Origin of the sequence: Streptomyces sp. NPDC002265 (genome assembly GCF_040296125.1) — a bacterium.
In the GTDB taxonomy this organism is placed as follows: domain Bacteria; phylum Actinomycetota; class Actinomycetes; order Streptomycetales; family Streptomycetaceae; genus Streptomyces.
Map to the genome: position 1 here is coordinate 1 of NZ_JBEOWS010000229.1, position 15,636 is coordinate 15,636.

Sequence of the window (15,636 nt, forward strand, 5' to 3'; positions counted from 1 at the left end):
CCTCGCGCTGTTGCGGAGGGAACCGCCCCGCGTTGGAATCAAGTGTGAGGCACTTTGGCGGCGCCATGTCCGCCGGCCGTCCCGCCCCCGGCTCAGGGGCCGGCCGAAAGGGACTCAAGAGCAATGCCCTCGGCATGTTCTCCTCGGTCGTCATGGCGCTGGCCTCCACCGGCCCGGCCTACAGCCTCGCCGCCACACTGGGCGTCATCGTGGCGGGGGTCGGACTGCAGGCCCCGATCATCACCATGCTGGCCTTCGTCCCGATGCTCCTGGTCGCGTACGCCTTCCGGGCGCTCAACGCGAGCAACGCCGACTGCGGGACCACCTTCACCTGGGCCACCCGTGCTTTCGGACCACGCACCGGCTGGATGGGCGGCTGGGGCCTGATCGTCGCCAACATGCTCGTCATGGCGAACCTCGCCGCGATCGCCGCCTCCTACGCCTTCCGGTTGGTGGGCCTGGACGGGCCGGCGGAGAGCCGGCTGTGGACCACCCTGGCAGGCATCCTCTGCATCGTCGGACTGACCGCGATCTGCTACGCCGGTATCGAGATCTCGGCGGCGATCCAGCGCTGGCTGCTGTGCCTGGAAGTGGCGATGCTGCTCGTCTTCGCCGTCGCCGCACTGTTCAGGGTCTACATGAACCCTCCCCCGACGGCCATCCCTGTCTCCGCCTCCTGGTTCAACCCCTTCGAGGTGCCCTCGGCGCAGGCCCTGACCTCCGGCGTTCTCGCGGGGGTCTTCATCTACTGGGGCTGGGACACCGCGTTCTCGGTCAACGAGGAAACCGTCGACAGCAACCGCGTCCCGGGACGCGCAGCGGTCCTGTCCACAGTGCTGCTCCTGCTCATGTACGGGCTGGTGTCCACGTCGGCGCAGGCGTTCGCGGGAGTCGGCACCTCCGGCATCGGGCTCGCCAACCCCGACAACGTGGACGACGTGTTCGCCGGGCTGGGCGAGGCCGTGTTCGGGAGCCAGCAGTCGGGGGTCGTCCTGTCGAGACTGCTGATCCTGATGGTGCTGACCTCGGCGCTGGCCTCCGCGCAGACCACCATCCTGCCCCTCGCCAGAACCGTCTTCTCGATGGCGGTCCACAAGGCCGTCCCACCCCGGTTCGCCCGGGTCCACCGCAAGTACCTCACCCCGACCTGGGGCACCGTGGGAACGGGCGCGGTCTCGATCGCCCTGCTGGTACTGCTGTCCTCGTTCAGCCAGAACGTCCTGGCCGACTCGATCGACTCCATCGGTCTCGCGATCGCGTTCCAGTACGGACTGACCGGCTTCGCCTGCGTCTGGTACCACCGCAGGGTTCTCACCCGCAGCGGCAGAGACCTGATCTTCAAGGGGGTGCTGCCGGGGCTCGGCGGGCTGATCATGCTCGTGCTGTTCCTCTACGCGGCCTTCGTGGTCTACGCGGAGCCCGGGTACGGGTGGACCGTCGTCGACCTGCCGCTGATCGGAAACACGGGCGGCGTCACCGTCCTGGGTCTGGGCGCCCTGCTGATCGGCGTGCTGCTGATGCCCGTGGTCACCCGCGGCCACACGGTGGCCCTCAAACTCCAGCGGGGCCTGCTCCCGCGCGGCCTGCCGCAGCACGTCGCCGTCGACTCGGCGAGCCGCTATCAGCCCGCCGACAGCGGGGCCGGGGTGGGCGGCGACTGGTACGACGTCATCCCCCTGTCGGGCACCCGGGTCGCCCTGGTCGTCGGGGATGTGCTCGGTCACGGCCTCCAGGCGGCGGCCACCATGGGGCGTCTGAGAACGGGTGTGCGCGTGCTGGCCCGGATGGATCTGAGCCCGGACGAGTTGCTGTCACGCCTGGACGACCTGGTCGAACAGACCGCGCTCGAGACCACGGTCGGCCGCGGCACGGGGCCTCCGAAGGACCCGGAACATCCGAAGGGCCCGAAGCATCCGAAGATACGGGCCGACGGCGCCCGGGGAGTGTCCTGCCTGTATGCGATGTACGACCCCGTCTCGGGGGGCTGCAGCCTCGCGCGGGCCGGGGAGTCGGTGCTCGTGGTCATCGATCCGGGCACCGGCGTCGTCGACCATCCGAAACTGCCCCCCGGACCGCCGTTGGGCGTCGGCGGCCCGCCCTACGAGAGCATCGAACTGAAGCTCGCGCCGGGCACGCTCCTCGCCCTCTTCACGGGAGGCCTCCTCCAGGACTCCGACAGCCGTGCGGCCGGACTCGCGCGACTGTCCCACGCCCTCGCCGACAACAGATCATCATTGGAACAATTGTGCGATCGAGCGGTGGACACGCTGCTTCCCGGTCCGGTGGACGAGGACGCGACACTGCTCATGGTCCGGACCCATCTGCTCGATCGCAGCCAGTTCGCCCAGTGGGACGTCTCGACGGATCCGGAGGCGGTGGGCACCATACGCACGGCCGTCAGCAAACAGCTGCGCGACTGGGGCCTGGACGATCTGGAGTTCACCAGCCAGCTCATCGTCAGCGAACTGGTCACCAACGCCATCCGCTACGGCGGCGGCCCGATCCAGGTACGCCTGATCCGCGACCGGGCCCTGATCTGCGAAGTCTCCGACGCCGGCCACACCACGCCCAATCTGCGGCACGCCGCCAGCGACGACGAGGGAGGCCGGGGACTGTTCATCATCGCCCAGATGACCCATCACTGGGGCACGCGCTACACCTCCACCGGCAAGACGCTCTGGACCGAGCAGGACCTGCCACCGCCGGACGGCCCCTAGCCCCACTGCTCTCAGCTCCGCTGCTTCAGGGCCGCGCCCACTGCGGAGCCCTGCCCGTTTCAGGGGCGCGCGCGCTTCAGGCACCGGGCCGGTACCTGGCCGCCGAGCACGATCCGCCACTGGCTCCCGCCCCCGCACTCCCGGTATGCGGAGCGCCCGCCCCGGCCGATCGCGACCACGCACGATCGGACCTTCTCCCCTCGGCGCAGATACCGCACGAGGGGCGACACCGTCGTCGCGACCGGCCCCTCGTTCCTCGCGGGCTTGCGCACGGCGGCCTTCTGTACGGCCTCCCACATCGACGTGCACGGCGCGGACGCGGTGGGGGCTGCGGTGGCCGGCGGGGCGGTGGACAGGGCGGTCGCCAGCAGGAAGGCGGCGGCCGTGGTGGACAGGCGTCGGGTCAGGTGCATACCGCCTCAACCCCGGCACCCACCGGACCGGTCACGGCCACCGGCCGAAGATCACCCGACGGAGATCGACCGGGCCCGGCGGCAGACGCAGGCGTGACGCTTCACCGACTGGGTCGTTGAACAGTGCACCCCCCGAAACGGGCCCCGGGAAATCTGTCCCGGGGCCCGTTGACCGGCGGCCTCTCCGCCGCTCCCGCGCCGTACGGCTGCGGCCGGTGAAGTCCTAGCGGCGCAGTGCTGCCAGGTTGCGGTAGCCGATGGCCGCGTGTTCCAGGGACTGGCCCGGGTTCGTGGTGCTCGGAGCGTTGTCCTGCTCGATCATCGGGTTGTGGTAGTTGCGCTGGCCGACCCGCGAGAAGAACGTGTGGTAGTCGATGACGCCGGTGCCGAACGGGACCATGTCGTAGCCCTGGCCGTTGGTCGCGTTGACGACGCCGTCCTTGGCGTGGAACAGCGGGTAGCGCTTGTTGTGGCGGGTGACCAGGCCGGCCGGGTCGAAGATGTTCGTCCGGGTCGAGCCGTCGTGGGCGGTGTAGGTGCGGAACTTGTACTGGGCCACGTGCGCCCAGAAGATGTCCATCTCCAGCCAGACCGTCTTCGGGTCGGTGATGGACAGGAAGTACTCCAGCTTGCGGATGCCGGAGCTGCGGGTCGGCCGGCCCTGGGCGTCGAGCGGGCCGCCGTCCAGGAGGAAGCCGTAGGCCGCGTCGTGGTTGTGGGTGTACAGCTTCAGACCGGCGCGGCGGGCGAGGGCGCCGAGGGCGTGCCACTTGTCGGCGGCCACGTCCCAGTCCGCCTTGTAGGCGCTGCTGGTGGGGTCGCCGCCGGTGCCCACATGGGCCATGCCGAGGATGTTGGCGATCTCCAGGTGCTTCTTGAAGGTGTCCAGGTCCGCGGTGGACAGCGGCCAGGAGCCGGGGATGAAGCCGTGGTTGCCCTGGGCGCGCAGTCCGTTGTCATCGAGCCAGCGGCGCAGCTGCTTCGCGCCCTCGACGGACTCCAGGCTCGCCCCGCCGGGCGCGTTGGCGTGCTGGCCGTAGCCCGCGAACTCGACCTGCTGGTAACCGAACCGGGCGAGCTGCTCGAACACCGCGCGGAAGCCGGACGGCAGCGTGCTGGTCCCCGGGTCGCGGCCGATGGCGTCACGGACGGTGTAGAGGATGATGCCGCGCTTGTCCGCGGGGACGAGAACCTGCCCCTTGCCGTTCTCGCCGCCCTTGTTCTCCGCCCCGGGTGCGGCGTGGACGGGGCCCGCGCCGAGGACGGGGGCGGCGATCGCGCCCGCCGCGACGGCGGTGCAGGTGCTCAGGAAGCTGCGGCGGCCGATGCCGAGGCTGCGGCGCAGCTGGTCGTCGGAGTGCTGGTTCATGTTCAACGGGTGCCTTCCTTCACAGGTGACCGGTACCGAGACCGGCGAGGTGGAGCAGGAGCGGTTTCACGTCGGTGGCCGCGATGCGGTCGCCGACGGCGCGGGGGGTGGAGCACAGGAGGAGCGGACCGTCGTCGTCGCTCGTGGGGAGGCGGCCGTGGCTGCCCCGGACGGGTGTGGCGTCGAGGGGTACGACCGCCATGCGGTAGCGCAGGCCGAGCTTCTTGCGGGCGAGCGCGGTGGCCGCCTTGACCTTGACGTAGGGGTCGTGGGGATCCATGAACAGCTCGACCGGGTCGTAGCCGGGTTTGCGGTGGATCTCCACGAGCTGCGCGAAGTCGGGTGCGCGGACGTCGTCGAGCCAGTAGTAGTACGTGAACCAGGCGTCGGGTTCGGCCACCGCGACCAGTTCGCCGGCCCGCGGGTGGTCCAGGTGTTGGGCCTTCTTGCCCTCGTCGTCGAGGAGTTGCTCGATGCCGGGCAGGCCGTCGAGGGCGGCGCGGGTGGCGGCCAGGTCCTCGGGGCGGCGGACGTAGACATGGGCGATCTGGTGGTCGGCGACGGCGAACGCGCGCGATGCCATCGGGTCCAGGTACTCCATGCCGTCCTGGGTGTGGACTTCCAGCAGGCCCGCGCGGCGCAGGGCGCGGTTGATGTCGACGGGCCTGCTGACCTTGGTGATGCCGTACTCGGACAGGGCGACGACGGTACGGCCCTGGGCGCGGGCGTCGTCGAGGAGCGGGGCCAGGGCGGCGTCGAGGTCGGTGGCGGCCTGCAGGGAGCGCGGGTCGTCGGGGCCGTAGCGCTGGAGGTCGTAGTCGAGGTGGGGGAGGTAGCACAGGGCGAGGTCGGGTGTGCGGGTGCGCAGGATGTGCCGGGTGGCGTCGATGATCCACTGGCTGGAGGTGAGGTCGGCTGCCGGACCCCAGAAGCGGAAGAGGGGGAACGTGCCGAGCTCTTCGGTGAGTTCGTCGTGCAGGGCGGCCGGTCTGGTGTAGCAGTCGGGTTCCTTGCGGCCGTCGGCGTAGTAGACGGGGCGCGGGGTGACGGTGATGTCGGTGTCGGCGCCCATGGCGTACCACCAGCAGATGTTGGCGACCGTGTAGCCGGGGTGGGCGCGGCGGGCCGCGTCCCAGATCTTGTCGCCCGCGACGAGCCCGTTGTGCTGGCGCCAGAGGAGTACGTCGCCGAGTTCACGGAAGTACCAGCCGTTGCCGACGATGCCGTGTTCGGCGGGGAGCGTGCCGGTGAGGAAGGTGGACTGGGCGGCGCAGGTGACGGCGGGCAGGACGGTGCCGAGGTGTGCCCGGGACCCGTTGTCGGCGAGTGCCCCGAGGTGGGGCATGTGGGCGAGGAGGCGGGGGGTGAGGCCGACGACGTCGAGGACCAGCAGCGGGGTGGGTGCGGTCATGGCTGCTCCTTCAGTCCGAGGTCGGTCAGCAGGTCGCGGGCGAGGGCGAGTTCGGCGGCGATGCCGTCGGCGAGCCCGTCGCGGTCCCGGGGGCGCAGGCCGGGCGGGAGTGCCTGCCAGGTGTACGTCTCGACCTCCAGGTGCCGGGTGAGGGGGCGGGGTCCGCCGACGAGGCGGGTGAGGGCGGCGCGCAGTTCCGGGTGCGTGGCGGTGAGGGGGCCGTCGGGTTCGGCGTGCAGCGGGACGTGGAAGTGGGCGCGCCACGGCGTGCCGGCGGGGAGCGTGTCGCCGGCGAGGGCTTCGGGAAGGTCGTCGGTGCCGTGCAGCCCGGCGGGGGTGCGGGTCCGGGTCTGGTGCAGGAAGCGGGGTTCGGCGAACTCGGCCAGGGCGTCGCGTACTTGGGGGCGGCCTGGGTGCTCGGCGTGCAGGGCGGCCGACAGTTGCGCCTTGACGACGGGGATGTGCGCGGCGGCGAGGTCGTCCAGTGCGATGCGCGGGTCCTCGAAGGAGGTCGCGAGGTGACAGGTGTCGACGCAGACGCCGACGCGGGGGTGGGCGACGGCGGTGAGCGGGGCCAGGGCGTCGTGGGTGGTCTCCACGGTGCAGCCAGGCTCGGGTTCCAGGCCGACGCGGATGGAGCGGCCGGTGAGTTCGGCCAGAGTGTCGAGGCGGGTGCCGAGGGTGCGCAGGGCGTCGTGGCCGGTGCGGGCGCGGTCGGCGCTCCAGCCGGTGCGCCAGCCGAGCGGCAGGGTGGAGATGCTGCCCTCGGTGACGTCGTCGGGCAGCAGCGCGCCGAGGATCCGGGCCAGCGCGGTGGTGTGTTCGAGGCGCTCGGGGTCGGCCCAGTCGGGCTTGTACACCCGGTACTTGACCTCGTCGGCGCCGAAGCCTTCGTACGGGAAGCCGTTGAGGGTGACGACCTCCAGGCCGCGCCGGTCGAGTTCGCCGCGCAGGGTGCTCAGGGCGGCCGGGTCGCAGTCCAGGGCGCGGGCGGCGTCCCGGGCGAGCCACAGGCCGATCCCGAGGCGGTCGCGGCCCAGCCGGCGGCGCACCGGTTCGCAGTGGTCGCGCAGTTGGGCGAGGACGCCGTCGACGGTCTCGGCGGGGTGCACGTTGGTGCAGTAGGCGAGGTGGACGGTCGTACCGTCGGGGTGGGTGAAGCGCATCGCTCACTCCCCGCCGCGGGCGAGGGAGTTGCCCTCGTGGGTGGCCTCGGGCTGCGCGATGTCCAGGTCCAGCCGGCCGCTGAGCCCGTAGAAGGCGACCGGGTTGCGCCACAGCACCCGGTCGACGTCGTCCTCGGTGAAGCCCTCGGCGAGCATCAGGTCGGCCACCGCGCGGGTCTTCAGCGGGTCGCTGCGGCCCCAGTCGGCGGCGGAGTTGACGAGCACCTTCTCGGGGCCGTAGGCGCGCAGGATCTCCACCATGCGCCGCTCGTCCATCTTGGTGTCGGGGTAGACGGAGAAGCCCAGCCAGCAGCCGCTGTCCTTGGCCTCCTTGACGGTCGTCTCGTTGAGGTGGTCGACCAGGACCCGGTCCAGGGGCAGGGCGGACTCGCGCACGACGTCGAGGGTGCGGCGCAGGCCCGCGAGCTTGTCGCGGTGCGGGGTGTGCACGAGGGCGGGCAGGCCGTGGTCGGCGGCGAGCTGGAGCTGAGTGGCGAGGGCCTTGTCCTCGGCGGGGGTCATGGAGTCGTAGCCGATCTCGCCGACCGCGACGACCTGGTCCTTGACGAGGTAGCGGGGCAGTTCGTCCAGGACGGGCGTGCAGCGCGGGTCGTTGGCCTCCTTGGGGTTGAGGGCGAGGGTGCAGTGGTGGGCGATGCCGTACTGGGCGGCGCGGAACGGCTCCCAGCCGAGCAGGGAGTCGAAGTAGTCGAGGAAGGAGGCGGGTGAGGTGCGGGGCTGGCCGAGCCAGAACGCGGGTTCCACCAGCGCGCGGATGCCGGCGGCCCGCATGGCCTCGTAGTCGTCGGTGGTCCGGGAGGTCATGTGGATGTGGGGGTCGAACAGGCGCATCAGGACTCCTTGCGGCTCGGTGCGGTGGCCAGGGCCAGCACCTGGTGCAGACCGGCGGGGACCGGTCGGTCGGCGGCAGTGCGCTCGGCGGCGAAGTCGGAGAGCATCCGGGCGAGTTCGGCGTCGTCGTGGGCGCGCTCGTCGAGGGCGGCGACCGCGTCGACGGGCACGCCGGTGAACAGGCACTTGAGGACGGCGTGCCGCCAGCCGTGGGTGTCCAGGTGGCGGGCCGCGTAGGGGCCGACGGCGGCGGCGACCAGCCGGGTGTCGTTGGTGCGCAGGGCGTCCTCGGTGAGCGGCAGCGCGTCCGGGCCCGGCACGAGGTGCGGCAGGGCGAGCAGCACGGCCCGCCGTTCGTCGGCGGTGCCCTGCCGGTAGACGCGGGTGAGGGCGGCGGTGTCGGCACGGGCGGCGTGCAGGATCAGGACGCGGGCGGCGTCGGCGTGCCGGCTGCCGCAGCGGCGTCCGGCCTCCGCGAGCCGCAGTTCCCAGGCGCTGATCGGTCCGTGTCCGCCCGGGTGTTCGGCGGCTTCGGCCAGGGCCTGCCGGTACCACCGACGGGCGGCCGGATCGAGGTGCGTGTCGAGGTGTTCGCGCAGGGCGCCGAGGGAGGGCGCCGCTGCGACGGCGGTGTGGGTCACGGTGTGCTCCTTTGCGTCCTGGGCGGGTGGCCGGCCGCGCGGTACCGGTGAAGTGGGGGTCACGGCGTGCTCGCGGGAGGGGTTTCGGCGGCGCGGCGCAGGAACGGCAGCGAGGTCGTGGCCTGGTGGGGACCGGCGTGGGAGTGGCGGGGCAGTTCCACGACCGTCAGGCCCTGGTAGCCGCTGGTGTCGAGGGCCGCGAGGACGGACGGGAAGTCGATCTCGCCCTCGCCGAACGGGAGATGGTCGTGGACGCCGCGCCGCATGTCCTCGATCTGGACGTGCCGCAGCCAGGGCGCGGCGGCGCGTACGCAGTCCTGGGGCGGCAGGGCCTCCAGGCACTGGCAGTGGCCGATGTCGAGGGTGAGGCCCAGGGCGGGCGGGTCGCCGAGCAGGCCGCGCAGATGGTGGAAGTCGGCGAGGGTGGCGAGGAGGTGGCCGGGCTCGGGTTCGACGGCGAGGGGGATGCCGGCGGCGTCCGCGGCCTCCAGCACGGGTGTGAGGGAGGCGGCGAGCCGCTGCCAGGCCGGGCCGGGGTCCGCCACCGTTGACGGAACGATTCCGCTGAAGCAGTGCACGGCCCGTGCCCCGAGGTCCGCCGCCACCCGCACCGCCCGCAGGAGCAGGTCCGTGCGGCGGGCGCGGTCCTGCGGGTCCGGGTCGAGCAGGGACGGCCCGTGCTTGCGACGCGGGTCGAGGACGTAGCGGGCACCGGTCTCCACGGTGACGTCCAGGCCGAGCCCGGCCAGCCGCTTCGCGACCCGGCGGGTGCGTTCGGCGAGGTGGGGAGCCAGCGGGTCGAGGTGCATGTGGTCGAGGGTCAGGCCGACGCCGTCGTAGCCGAGGTCGGCGAGCAGCGCGAGGGCGTCGTCGAGCCGCAGGTCGGTGAGGCCGTTGGTGCCGTACCCGAAGCGCAGGGTCATGTCACGCTCACCTTTCTCGACAGCCGGGCCGCCAGCGGGGCGAGCGCGGCGGTGCACAGCGCGGCGACGGGGGCGCCGGCGCGCGCGCAGAGGGCGGCCTGGAGGGGGATGGTGGCGCGGATGCCGCCCCCGACGGCCTTCTGGGTGAGCTGGGGCGAGGGGTTGAGGGCGGCGTGCAGATAGGGGCGGGCGGCCAGGGCGGTGTAGGCGGCGGTGAGCGCGGTGCCCAGCGCCCGCGGGGCCGTTCCCTCACGGGTGTCGCCCGGCGGGCCGGGGGTGGGTGCGGCACCCCGGCCCGCCGGGAGTCGCCGGGCGAGCAGGAGTCCGAGTGCGCCCGCCGTGGTCAGCGCGGCGAGCGGGGGCAGTACCGCTCCCCCAGTGGTCTCGTGCCGGGAGACCGTGGTGAGGGCCAGGGTGTGGGTGCTCAGCAGCGCGGCGGAGGGCAGGGCCCGGCGCACCGTGCCCCGCTGCGGTCCGGTGGCCGCCGCGCCGAGCAGCAGGTCGAGTCCGCGGGCCGCCGCCATCGCCGCGGGACCGGCCGCGGTGCGCTTGAGGCCCAGGTCGTACGCCCATACGGTGGCCGCGAGCGAGGCCGCGACGGCGAGGGCGGGGCGGCCGGCGCGGGCGGCGAGGGCCAGGCCGGCCGCGGTGAGCGCACCGGCCGCGGTGAGGGCGGCCGCGGGCTTGATGCGGCCGGAGGGCAGGGGCCGGTGCGGGCGCTCGGCGGCGTCCTCCTCGCGGTCGGCCCAGTCGTTGAGCGCCATGCCGGCCTCGTAGAGGCACAGCGAGCAGCCCGCTGCCAGCAGGGTGCGCCGTCCGGGCCGTCCCGGCGCGGCCGCCGCCCCGGCCAGCACATCGCCGGGTACGGTCAACAGCGCGGGCAGGCGCAGCAGTTCGGCCCAGGCGCGGGCACTCACACGGCCTCCCGCAGCCGCTGTCCGAACCGTACGAGCGCCGCGTACTGCTCCCCGAGCGCCGAAGGCGCCTGCCCCACCGGGTCCTTGAAGTAGAAGCCTAGGTCGGTCAGCGGTCCCCGGATGCCCGACTCGTGGGCGCGCAGGGTCAGTCGGGCCAGGTCCAGGACCAGGGGCGCCGCCAGGGCCGAGTCGCAGCCCTGCCAGATGGTCTGGAGGATCATGCGGGTGCCGAGGAAGCCGTCGAAGGCGATGTGGTCCCAGGCGGTCTTCCAGTCGCCGAGCGCCGGTACGTCGTCGATGTGCACCTCGCCCTGCGGGCTGCCGCCGAGGGTGTCGGCCAGGACGCGTTCCTTGCCGGCGTTCTTGGCGGCGGCGGCCGCCGGGTCGGCCAGCGCCGCGCCGTCGCCGCCGCCGAGCAGGTTGGTGCCGGACCAGGCGCGCACGTCCAGCGCCCGCTGCGCGAACATCGGTCCGAGGACCGAGCGCAGCAGGGTCTGTCCGGTCTTGCCGTCCCGGCCGGCGTACGGCGCACCGGCGGTCGCGGCCACCGCGGCCAGTGCCGGGTGGTGCAGTCCCGTCGAGGGGGTGAAGTTGACGTAGCCGCAGCCGGCGCGCAGGGCCGCCGCCGCGTACAGCGAGCTCGGCGGCAGGTCGGCGCCGTCGGCGGCGGGTTCGGTGGAGGCCACGTTGACCACGACGGCGCGCTCCAGCCGTCCGCGCCGTACGAAGTCCTGGATGTCGGCGGTGAAGGCGGCGATCAGCCGCTCGGTGCTGCGGGTGTCACCCGGGGCCGGGCCGCCCGGCCGTATCTCCGCGTCGGCCGCGGCGAGTTCGGCCGCCACCGCGGCCGGCAGTCCGTGCGGCAGGACACCGTCCGCGGCCAGTTCCTCCGCCCGTTTGGGCAGCGGGCAGTCCGTCGTGTCGTGGCCGCCGAAGACGAGGGACGCGAGGGGCGGCAGACCGCTGTCGGCGAACGGCGGCGTCTCGGTGACCATTCCGGTGGGCGGTTGCAGGCCCGCCGCCACGGCGGCGCAGCCGGCCACGGCGGTGGTGGCGACGGAGCCGCGGGCACCGATCAGCCACACTCCCACGCGGGTGCGGGGAAGGGACGCGGACATGGGCAGCCTCCTTGACGGGCGCGGACCCTGGTGGGTGAGGACCCCTGGTGGGTGAGGAGAAAAGACGGCGGGCGGGGGTCCGGCGTCCCCCGCCCGCCGCCGCTCAGCGGCCCTTGACGGGCAGTTCCTTGATCCGGATGTTGCGGAACGACACGTCGTCACCGGCTCCGTGGTTCTGGATGCCGATGTGTCCGTCGCGCAGGCTCCGGGCCGGATCGGTATTGGTGAAATCGTTGATCTTCACGCCGTTGAGCCAGACCCGCAGTCGTTCGCCCTGCACGCGGATCTCGTACGTGTTCCACTCCCCCGGCGGATTCAGCGCACGGTCGCGCTTCTTCACGTCGGCGGACCGGAAGCCGTAGACGGAGCCCGTGGTCTTCTCGGGCACGTCGGTGGCGTCGATCTGGATCTCGTAGCCGTTGTCGACCGCCGACCAGGGGTCGTCCGAGGGCGGGAAGCCCACGAACACACCCGAGTTGTCGTCGCCGGCCGCCTTCCAGTCGAGCTTCAGCGAGTACGAGCCGAAGCTCCGCGGGGTGTACCAGAGCAGTCCCAGACCTCCGTCCGACGTGAGCGTGCCGTCGTCGGAGCGGGTGAAGCCGCCCGGGCCCGCCTGTCGCCAGCCGTCCAGGGAGCTGCCGTCGAAGAGCGGCCGATAGCCGTTCTCGGGCCGGCAGTCGGCCTGGACGTCGCCGATGACCCACCGGATGCCGCCCAGCAGATGCTGCCGGAAGGCGGGGTCGGCGTAGGACTCCTTGGTGTGGCCGCCGCCGGTGTAGAAGGCGCGGCCGCCCTGGTAGTCCTGGCACCAGGCGATGGGATGGTCGCCGTTCATGGTGCCGCCGGTGTACGACGTCTCGTCCAGGGAGGCCAGGACGTGGGCGTGCTCGCGCGGGTTCGAGCGGTAGTTGTACCACTCGTCCGTGCGCTCCCAGGTCCGTCCCAGGTGCGAGGTCGCCGGGTGGGCGCGGTCCTCCACGTTCACCGTGGCCGGCTGGATCGCCGGGTGGTTCTGGAAGTACGCGCCCGCCAGGCCGCCGTAGAACGCCCAGTCGTACTCGGTGTCGGCGGCCGAGTGGACACCGACATAGCCCCCGCCGTGCCGGACGTACCCCTCGAACGCGTCCTGCTGGGCGGCGTCGAGGACGTCGCCGGTGGTCGACATGAAGACCACGGCGTCGTAGCGGCGCAGGTTCTTGCCGGTGAAGGCGCCCGCGTCCTCGGTGGCGTCGACGGTGAAGCCGTTGGCCCGGCCGAGCTGCTCGACGGCGGCGATGCCCTCGGGGATGGAGTCGTGCCGGAAGCCCGCGGTCTTGGAGAAGACCAGGACGCGCTTGGTGTGGGCCGGGTCCGACACGGCGGGTGCGGTCATAGCACCGAGGAGCAGGGCGGCACCGAGCACCGCGGTGGTGGTTCTGGCCGTCGCTCTCATGGTGTCGCCTCCTCTCAGCCGGTGGTGAAGGTGAAGTCGTCGAGCTCGTAGAGGGATCCGCTGCCGCCCTTGAAGACGAGGTAGAGGGTGGTGGTGCCGCGCGGTGCCCGGGACAGGTCGGCGGAGACGTCCTGGTAGGTGTCCCAGCCGCCGGTCACCGGCACGCCGGCCTTGCCCAGCAGGGTGCCGGTCGCGGACCCGGCGCGGACCTCCAGGGTGCCGCCGGCGCCGGCCGAGGCGACCCGCGCGGTGATCTTCTTGGCGTTCGACAGGGCGTACGGGGTGAAGGCGATCCAGTCGCCGTTGCCGATGTCGCCGACGGTCCTGGCGCCGTGGGCGCCGGTGCGGTCGGTCACCGTGACACCGGAGGAGGTGCTGAAGTGCTCGGCCTGGCGGTGCCGGGGCTGGAGGACGCTGCGGGCGTGCGTGGTGAGCGCCTCCTGGCCGCCGCCTCCGTTGTCGGTGTACTGGGCGTCGAGGACACCGAAGATGTTGGCGTCCTGGTCGTGCCCGCCGTCGGCGCTGGTCTGGAGGGTGCCGGTGCAGCCCTGCGCGGAGGTCAGCGGGTGGCCGTGGGTGTCGTGGCCGAGGATGAAGTTGACGGTGACCTTGGCGCAGTCGATCGCCTTGCCGTCCTCGGGGTCGGTCACCTTCACCTTGAACGGAATGGCGTCACCGAAGCTGAACAGCTGCCCGTCCTGCGGGAGTTGCAGGGTGACGGTGGGCGCGGTGTTGCCGACGACCACCTGGACGCTCGCGCTGCCGGTGCGGCCGGTGGAGTCCTTCGCGGTCACCGTGGCGGTGTAGGTGCCGTTCTTCTTGTACTTGTGCGTCGGGTTGGCCCCTGCGGCGGTCGCGCCGTCGCCGAAGTCCCAGCTGTAGGTGAGCGCGTCGCCGTCCTGGTCGCTGGAGCCGGCCGTGGAGAAGGCCACCTTCAGCGGGGCCTGTCCGGAGGTGCGGTCCGCCGCCGCCTGGGCCACCGGGGAGTGCCCGTCGGTCGCGTTCTCGATGCGGTACAGGCCCGAGTGGTCGTCGCCGCCGAACCAGGCGGTGCCGTAGTCGAGCACGTAGAGGGCGCCGTCGGGGCCGAAGGCCATGTCCATCACCTGGGTGCCGCTCCAGGGGATGTCGTTGATCGACTGGACCTGGCCGTCGGCGTCGCTGGTGATGCGCTTGATCCAGCGGCGGCCGAACTCACCGGCGAAGAAGTCGCCGTCGTAGGCCGCGGGGAACTTCACGGGCGAGTCGAGGGCGGCGTCGTAGTGGTAGACCGGGCCGCCCATCGGGGACTCCGAGCCGGTGCCGAACTCGGGCACGGACGCGCCGTCGTAGGGGATCCAGGCCGGCTGCGCCGGGGGCAGGTCCGTCAGACCGGTGTTGTGCGGCGAGTCGTTCTTCGGCGCGGAACAGTCGAACCTGGCCCCGGAGGTCTTCGTCGCGAAGTCGTAGTCGGCGAAGGCGTCGTTGGCGCCGGTGCAGTACGGCCAGCCGAAGTTGCCGGCCTTGGTCACCCGGGCGAACTCGACCTGGCCGGCCGGGCCGCGGGCGGGGTCGGCCGCGCCTGCGTCGGGGCCGTAGTCGCCGACGTAGACGATGCCGGTCTTCTTGTCGACGCTGAAGCGGAACGGGTTGCGGAAGCCCATGGCGTAGATCTCGGGCCGCGTCCTGTCCGTGCCGGGCGGGAAGAGGTTGCCGTCGGGGACGGTGTAGGAGCCGTCGGCGGCGACCTTGATGCGCAGGATCTTGCCGCGCAGGTCGTTGGTGTTGCCCGCGGTGCGCTGCGCGTCGAAGCCGGGGTTGCGGTCGGCGCGCTCGTCCAGCGGGCTGTAGCCGTCGGACTGGAAGGGGTTGGAGTCGTCGCCCGTCGACAGGTACAGGTTGCCGGCCGCGTCGAAGTCGATGTCACCGCCGACGTGGCAGCACAGGCCGCGTGTGGTGGAGACGTCGAGGACCTTCTTCTCGCTGGCCTTGTCGAGGGTGCCGTCGGCGTTCAGCACGAAACGCGAGAGCCGGTTGACGCCGTCGAAGGGCGCGAAGTCGGCGGCGGTGCCGGTCTCCGGGGCGTCGCCCGCCGGGGTGTTCAACGGCGGTGCGTAGTAGAGGTAGATGGCGCGGTTGTGGACGAAGTCCGGGTCGACGCCGACGCCTTGCAGGCCCTCCTCGTCGTGGGAGTAGACGTCGAGCTTCCCGGCGAGGCGGGTGTTCCCGGCGGCGTCCGTCAGCCGCAGTTCACCGTCGCGGGAGGTGTGCAGGACCGAGCGGTCCGGCAGGACGGCGAGCGACATCGGCTCGCCGACCTCCGCCTCGCCCTTGGCGAGAGTGACCTGCTGGAAGTCCTCCGTCGGCGCTGCCGCTTCCTGACCGGTGACGGCAGCGCCGGCCTGGGGGGTGGTCAGGGTGAGAGTCGCTCCTGCGAGCAGGGCTCCGCTGAGCAGGGCGAGCGACTTGCGCAGACGTGTTCTGCGGTTCGCGTGGCGGGTGGTGGGGTCGTTCCCGTGCACGAATGGCCTCCAGATCGGGGCTGGTTGTACGGGTGGGTGCGTACGCCGGGATGCGCCGTCATCCCGGAGCCGTGACGAGCGGACGCCGGAGGCTGTCGTGGGGGCGCGGGGGGGGGGGGCCGGGACGCAATCACAGGTGCGGCCGGGTGTGTAGGCGGGACGGAGAACGGGCCCCG

General features: G+C 72.4%; 12 protein-coding genes. 1 reads left to right on the top strand and 11 read right to left on the bottom strand.

Annotation, left to right across the window (positions count from 1 at the left end):
- The first annotated feature begins 134 nt into the window (after window positions 1-134).
- Window positions 135-2,717, top strand: coding sequence for an amino acid permease (locus tag ABT085_RS31295; protein WP_351615383.1), 2,583 nt, complete (start codon window positions 135-137; stop codon window positions 2,715-2,717).
- A gap of 59 nt (window positions 2,718-2,776) precedes the next feature.
- Here ABT085_RS31295 and ABT085_RS31300 read toward each other — a convergent pair whose 3' ends face one another.
- The 11 genes from ABT085_RS31300 to ABT085_RS31350 all read right to left on the bottom strand — a co-directional run bounded on the left by ABT085_RS31300 (window position 2,777) and on the right by ABT085_RS31350 (window position 15,460).
- The gene (locus ABT085_RS31300) at window positions 2,777-3,130 is read right to left on the bottom strand and encodes a hypothetical protein (RefSeq protein WP_351615386.1); all 354 of its coding nucleotides are present in this window, start codon (window positions 3,128-3,130) and stop codon (window positions 2,777-2,779) included.
- Between the two features lie 223 nt (window positions 3,131-3,353).
- Window positions 3,354-4,499, bottom strand: a complete 1,146-nt coding sequence (locus ABT085_RS31305) for a sugar phosphate isomerase/epimerase family protein (protein WP_351615388.1) — start codon at window positions 4,497-4,499, stop codon at window positions 3,354-3,356.
- Between the two features lie 19 nt (window positions 4,500-4,518).
- Window positions 4,519-5,910 carry an alkaline phosphatase family protein gene (locus ABT085_RS31310; protein ID WP_351615391.1) on the bottom strand — a complete coding sequence of 464 codons (1,392 nt, stop codon included), beginning with the start codon at window positions 5,908-5,910 and terminating at the stop codon, window positions 4,519-4,521.
- Window positions 5,907-7,076, bottom strand: coding sequence for a metabolite traffic protein EboE (gene eboE / locus ABT085_RS31315; RefSeq protein WP_351615393.1), 1,170 nt, complete (start codon window positions 7,074-7,076; stop codon window positions 5,907-5,909). Before eboE ends, ABT085_RS31310 begins: the two co-directional genes overlap by 4 nt.
- Before the next feature lie 3 nt (window positions 7,077-7,079).
- The gene (locus tag ABT085_RS31320; protein WP_351615395.1) at window positions 7,080-7,928 is read right to left on the bottom strand and encodes a TatD family hydrolase; all 849 of its coding nucleotides are present in this window, start codon (window positions 7,926-7,928) and stop codon (window positions 7,080-7,082) included.
- Window positions 7,928-8,569, bottom strand: a complete 642-nt coding sequence (locus ABT085_RS31325) for an EboA domain-containing protein (protein ID WP_502982841.1) — start codon at window positions 8,567-8,569, stop codon at window positions 7,928-7,930. The genes ABT085_RS31320 and ABT085_RS31325 overlap by 1 nt, the downstream gene beginning before the upstream one ends.
- Before the next feature lie 59 nt (window positions 8,570-8,628).
- On the bottom strand, window positions 8,629-9,492 hold the full coding sequence (locus ABT085_RS31330; RefSeq protein WP_351615398.1) for a sugar phosphate isomerase/epimerase family protein: 864 nt from the start codon (window positions 9,490-9,492) through the stop codon (window positions 8,629-8,631).
- Complete coding sequence (locus tag ABT085_RS31335; protein ID WP_351615399.1) at window positions 9,489-10,409, bottom strand: SCO3242 family prenyltransferase; 921 nt, start codon at window positions 10,407-10,409, stop codon at window positions 9,489-9,491. The genes ABT085_RS31330 and ABT085_RS31335 overlap by 4 nt, the downstream gene beginning before the upstream one ends.
- On the bottom strand, window positions 10,406-11,527 hold the full coding sequence (locus tag ABT085_RS31340) for an inositol-3-phosphate synthase (protein ID WP_351615402.1): 1,122 nt from the start codon (window positions 11,525-11,527) through the stop codon (window positions 10,406-10,408). Before ABT085_RS31340 ends, ABT085_RS31335 begins: the two co-directional genes overlap by 4 nt.
- 103 nt (window positions 11,528-11,630) lie before the next feature.
- Window positions 11,631-12,959 carry a ThuA domain-containing protein gene (locus ABT085_RS31345; protein WP_351615405.1) on the bottom strand — a complete coding sequence of 443 codons (1,329 nt, stop codon included), beginning with the start codon at window positions 12,957-12,959 and terminating at the stop codon, window positions 11,631-11,633.
- A 14-nt stretch (window positions 12,960-12,973) separates the two neighbouring features.
- Window positions 12,974-15,460 carry a PQQ-dependent sugar dehydrogenase gene (locus tag ABT085_RS31350; RefSeq protein WP_351615408.1) on the bottom strand — a complete coding sequence of 829 codons (2,487 nt, stop codon included), beginning with the start codon at window positions 15,458-15,460 and terminating at the stop codon, window positions 12,974-12,976.
- Window positions 15,461-15,636: the final 176 nt, after the last annotated feature.

Excerpts from the sequence above, each read along its gene's own strand:
- ABT085_RS31295 (WP_351615383.1), top strand. The coding sequence starts at position 135 with ATGTTCTCCTCGGTCGTCATGGCGCTGGCCTCCACCGGCCCGGCCTAC.
- ABT085_RS31300 (WP_351615386.1), bottom strand. The coding sequence starts at position 3,130 with ATGCACCTGACCCGACGCCTGTCCACCACGGCCGCCGCCTTCCTGCTG.
- ABT085_RS31305 (WP_351615388.1), bottom strand. The coding sequence starts at position 4,499 with ATGAACCAGCACTCCGACGACCAGCTGCGCCGCAGCCTCGGCATCGGC.
- ABT085_RS31310 (WP_351615391.1), bottom strand. The coding sequence starts at position 5,910 with ATGACCGCACCCACCCCGCTGCTGGTCCTCGACGTCGTCGGCCTCACC.
- eboE (WP_351615393.1), bottom strand. The coding sequence starts at position 7,076 with ATGCGCTTCACCCACCCCGACGGTACGACCGTCCACCTCGCCTACTGC.
- ABT085_RS31320 (WP_351615395.1), bottom strand. The coding sequence starts at position 7,928 with ATGCGCCTGTTCGACCCCCACATCCACATGACCTCCCGGACCACCGAC.
- ABT085_RS31330 (WP_351615398.1), bottom strand. The coding sequence starts at position 9,492 with ATGACCCTGCGCTTCGGGTACGGCACCAACGGCCTCACCGACCTGCGG.
- ABT085_RS31340 (WP_351615402.1), bottom strand. The coding sequence starts at position 11,527 with ATGTCCGCGTCCCTTCCCCGCACCCGCGTGGGAGTGTGGCTGATCGGT.
- ABT085_RS31345 (WP_351615405.1), bottom strand. The coding sequence starts at position 12,959 with ATGAGAGCGACGGCCAGAACCACCACCGCGGTGCTCGGTGCCGCCCTG.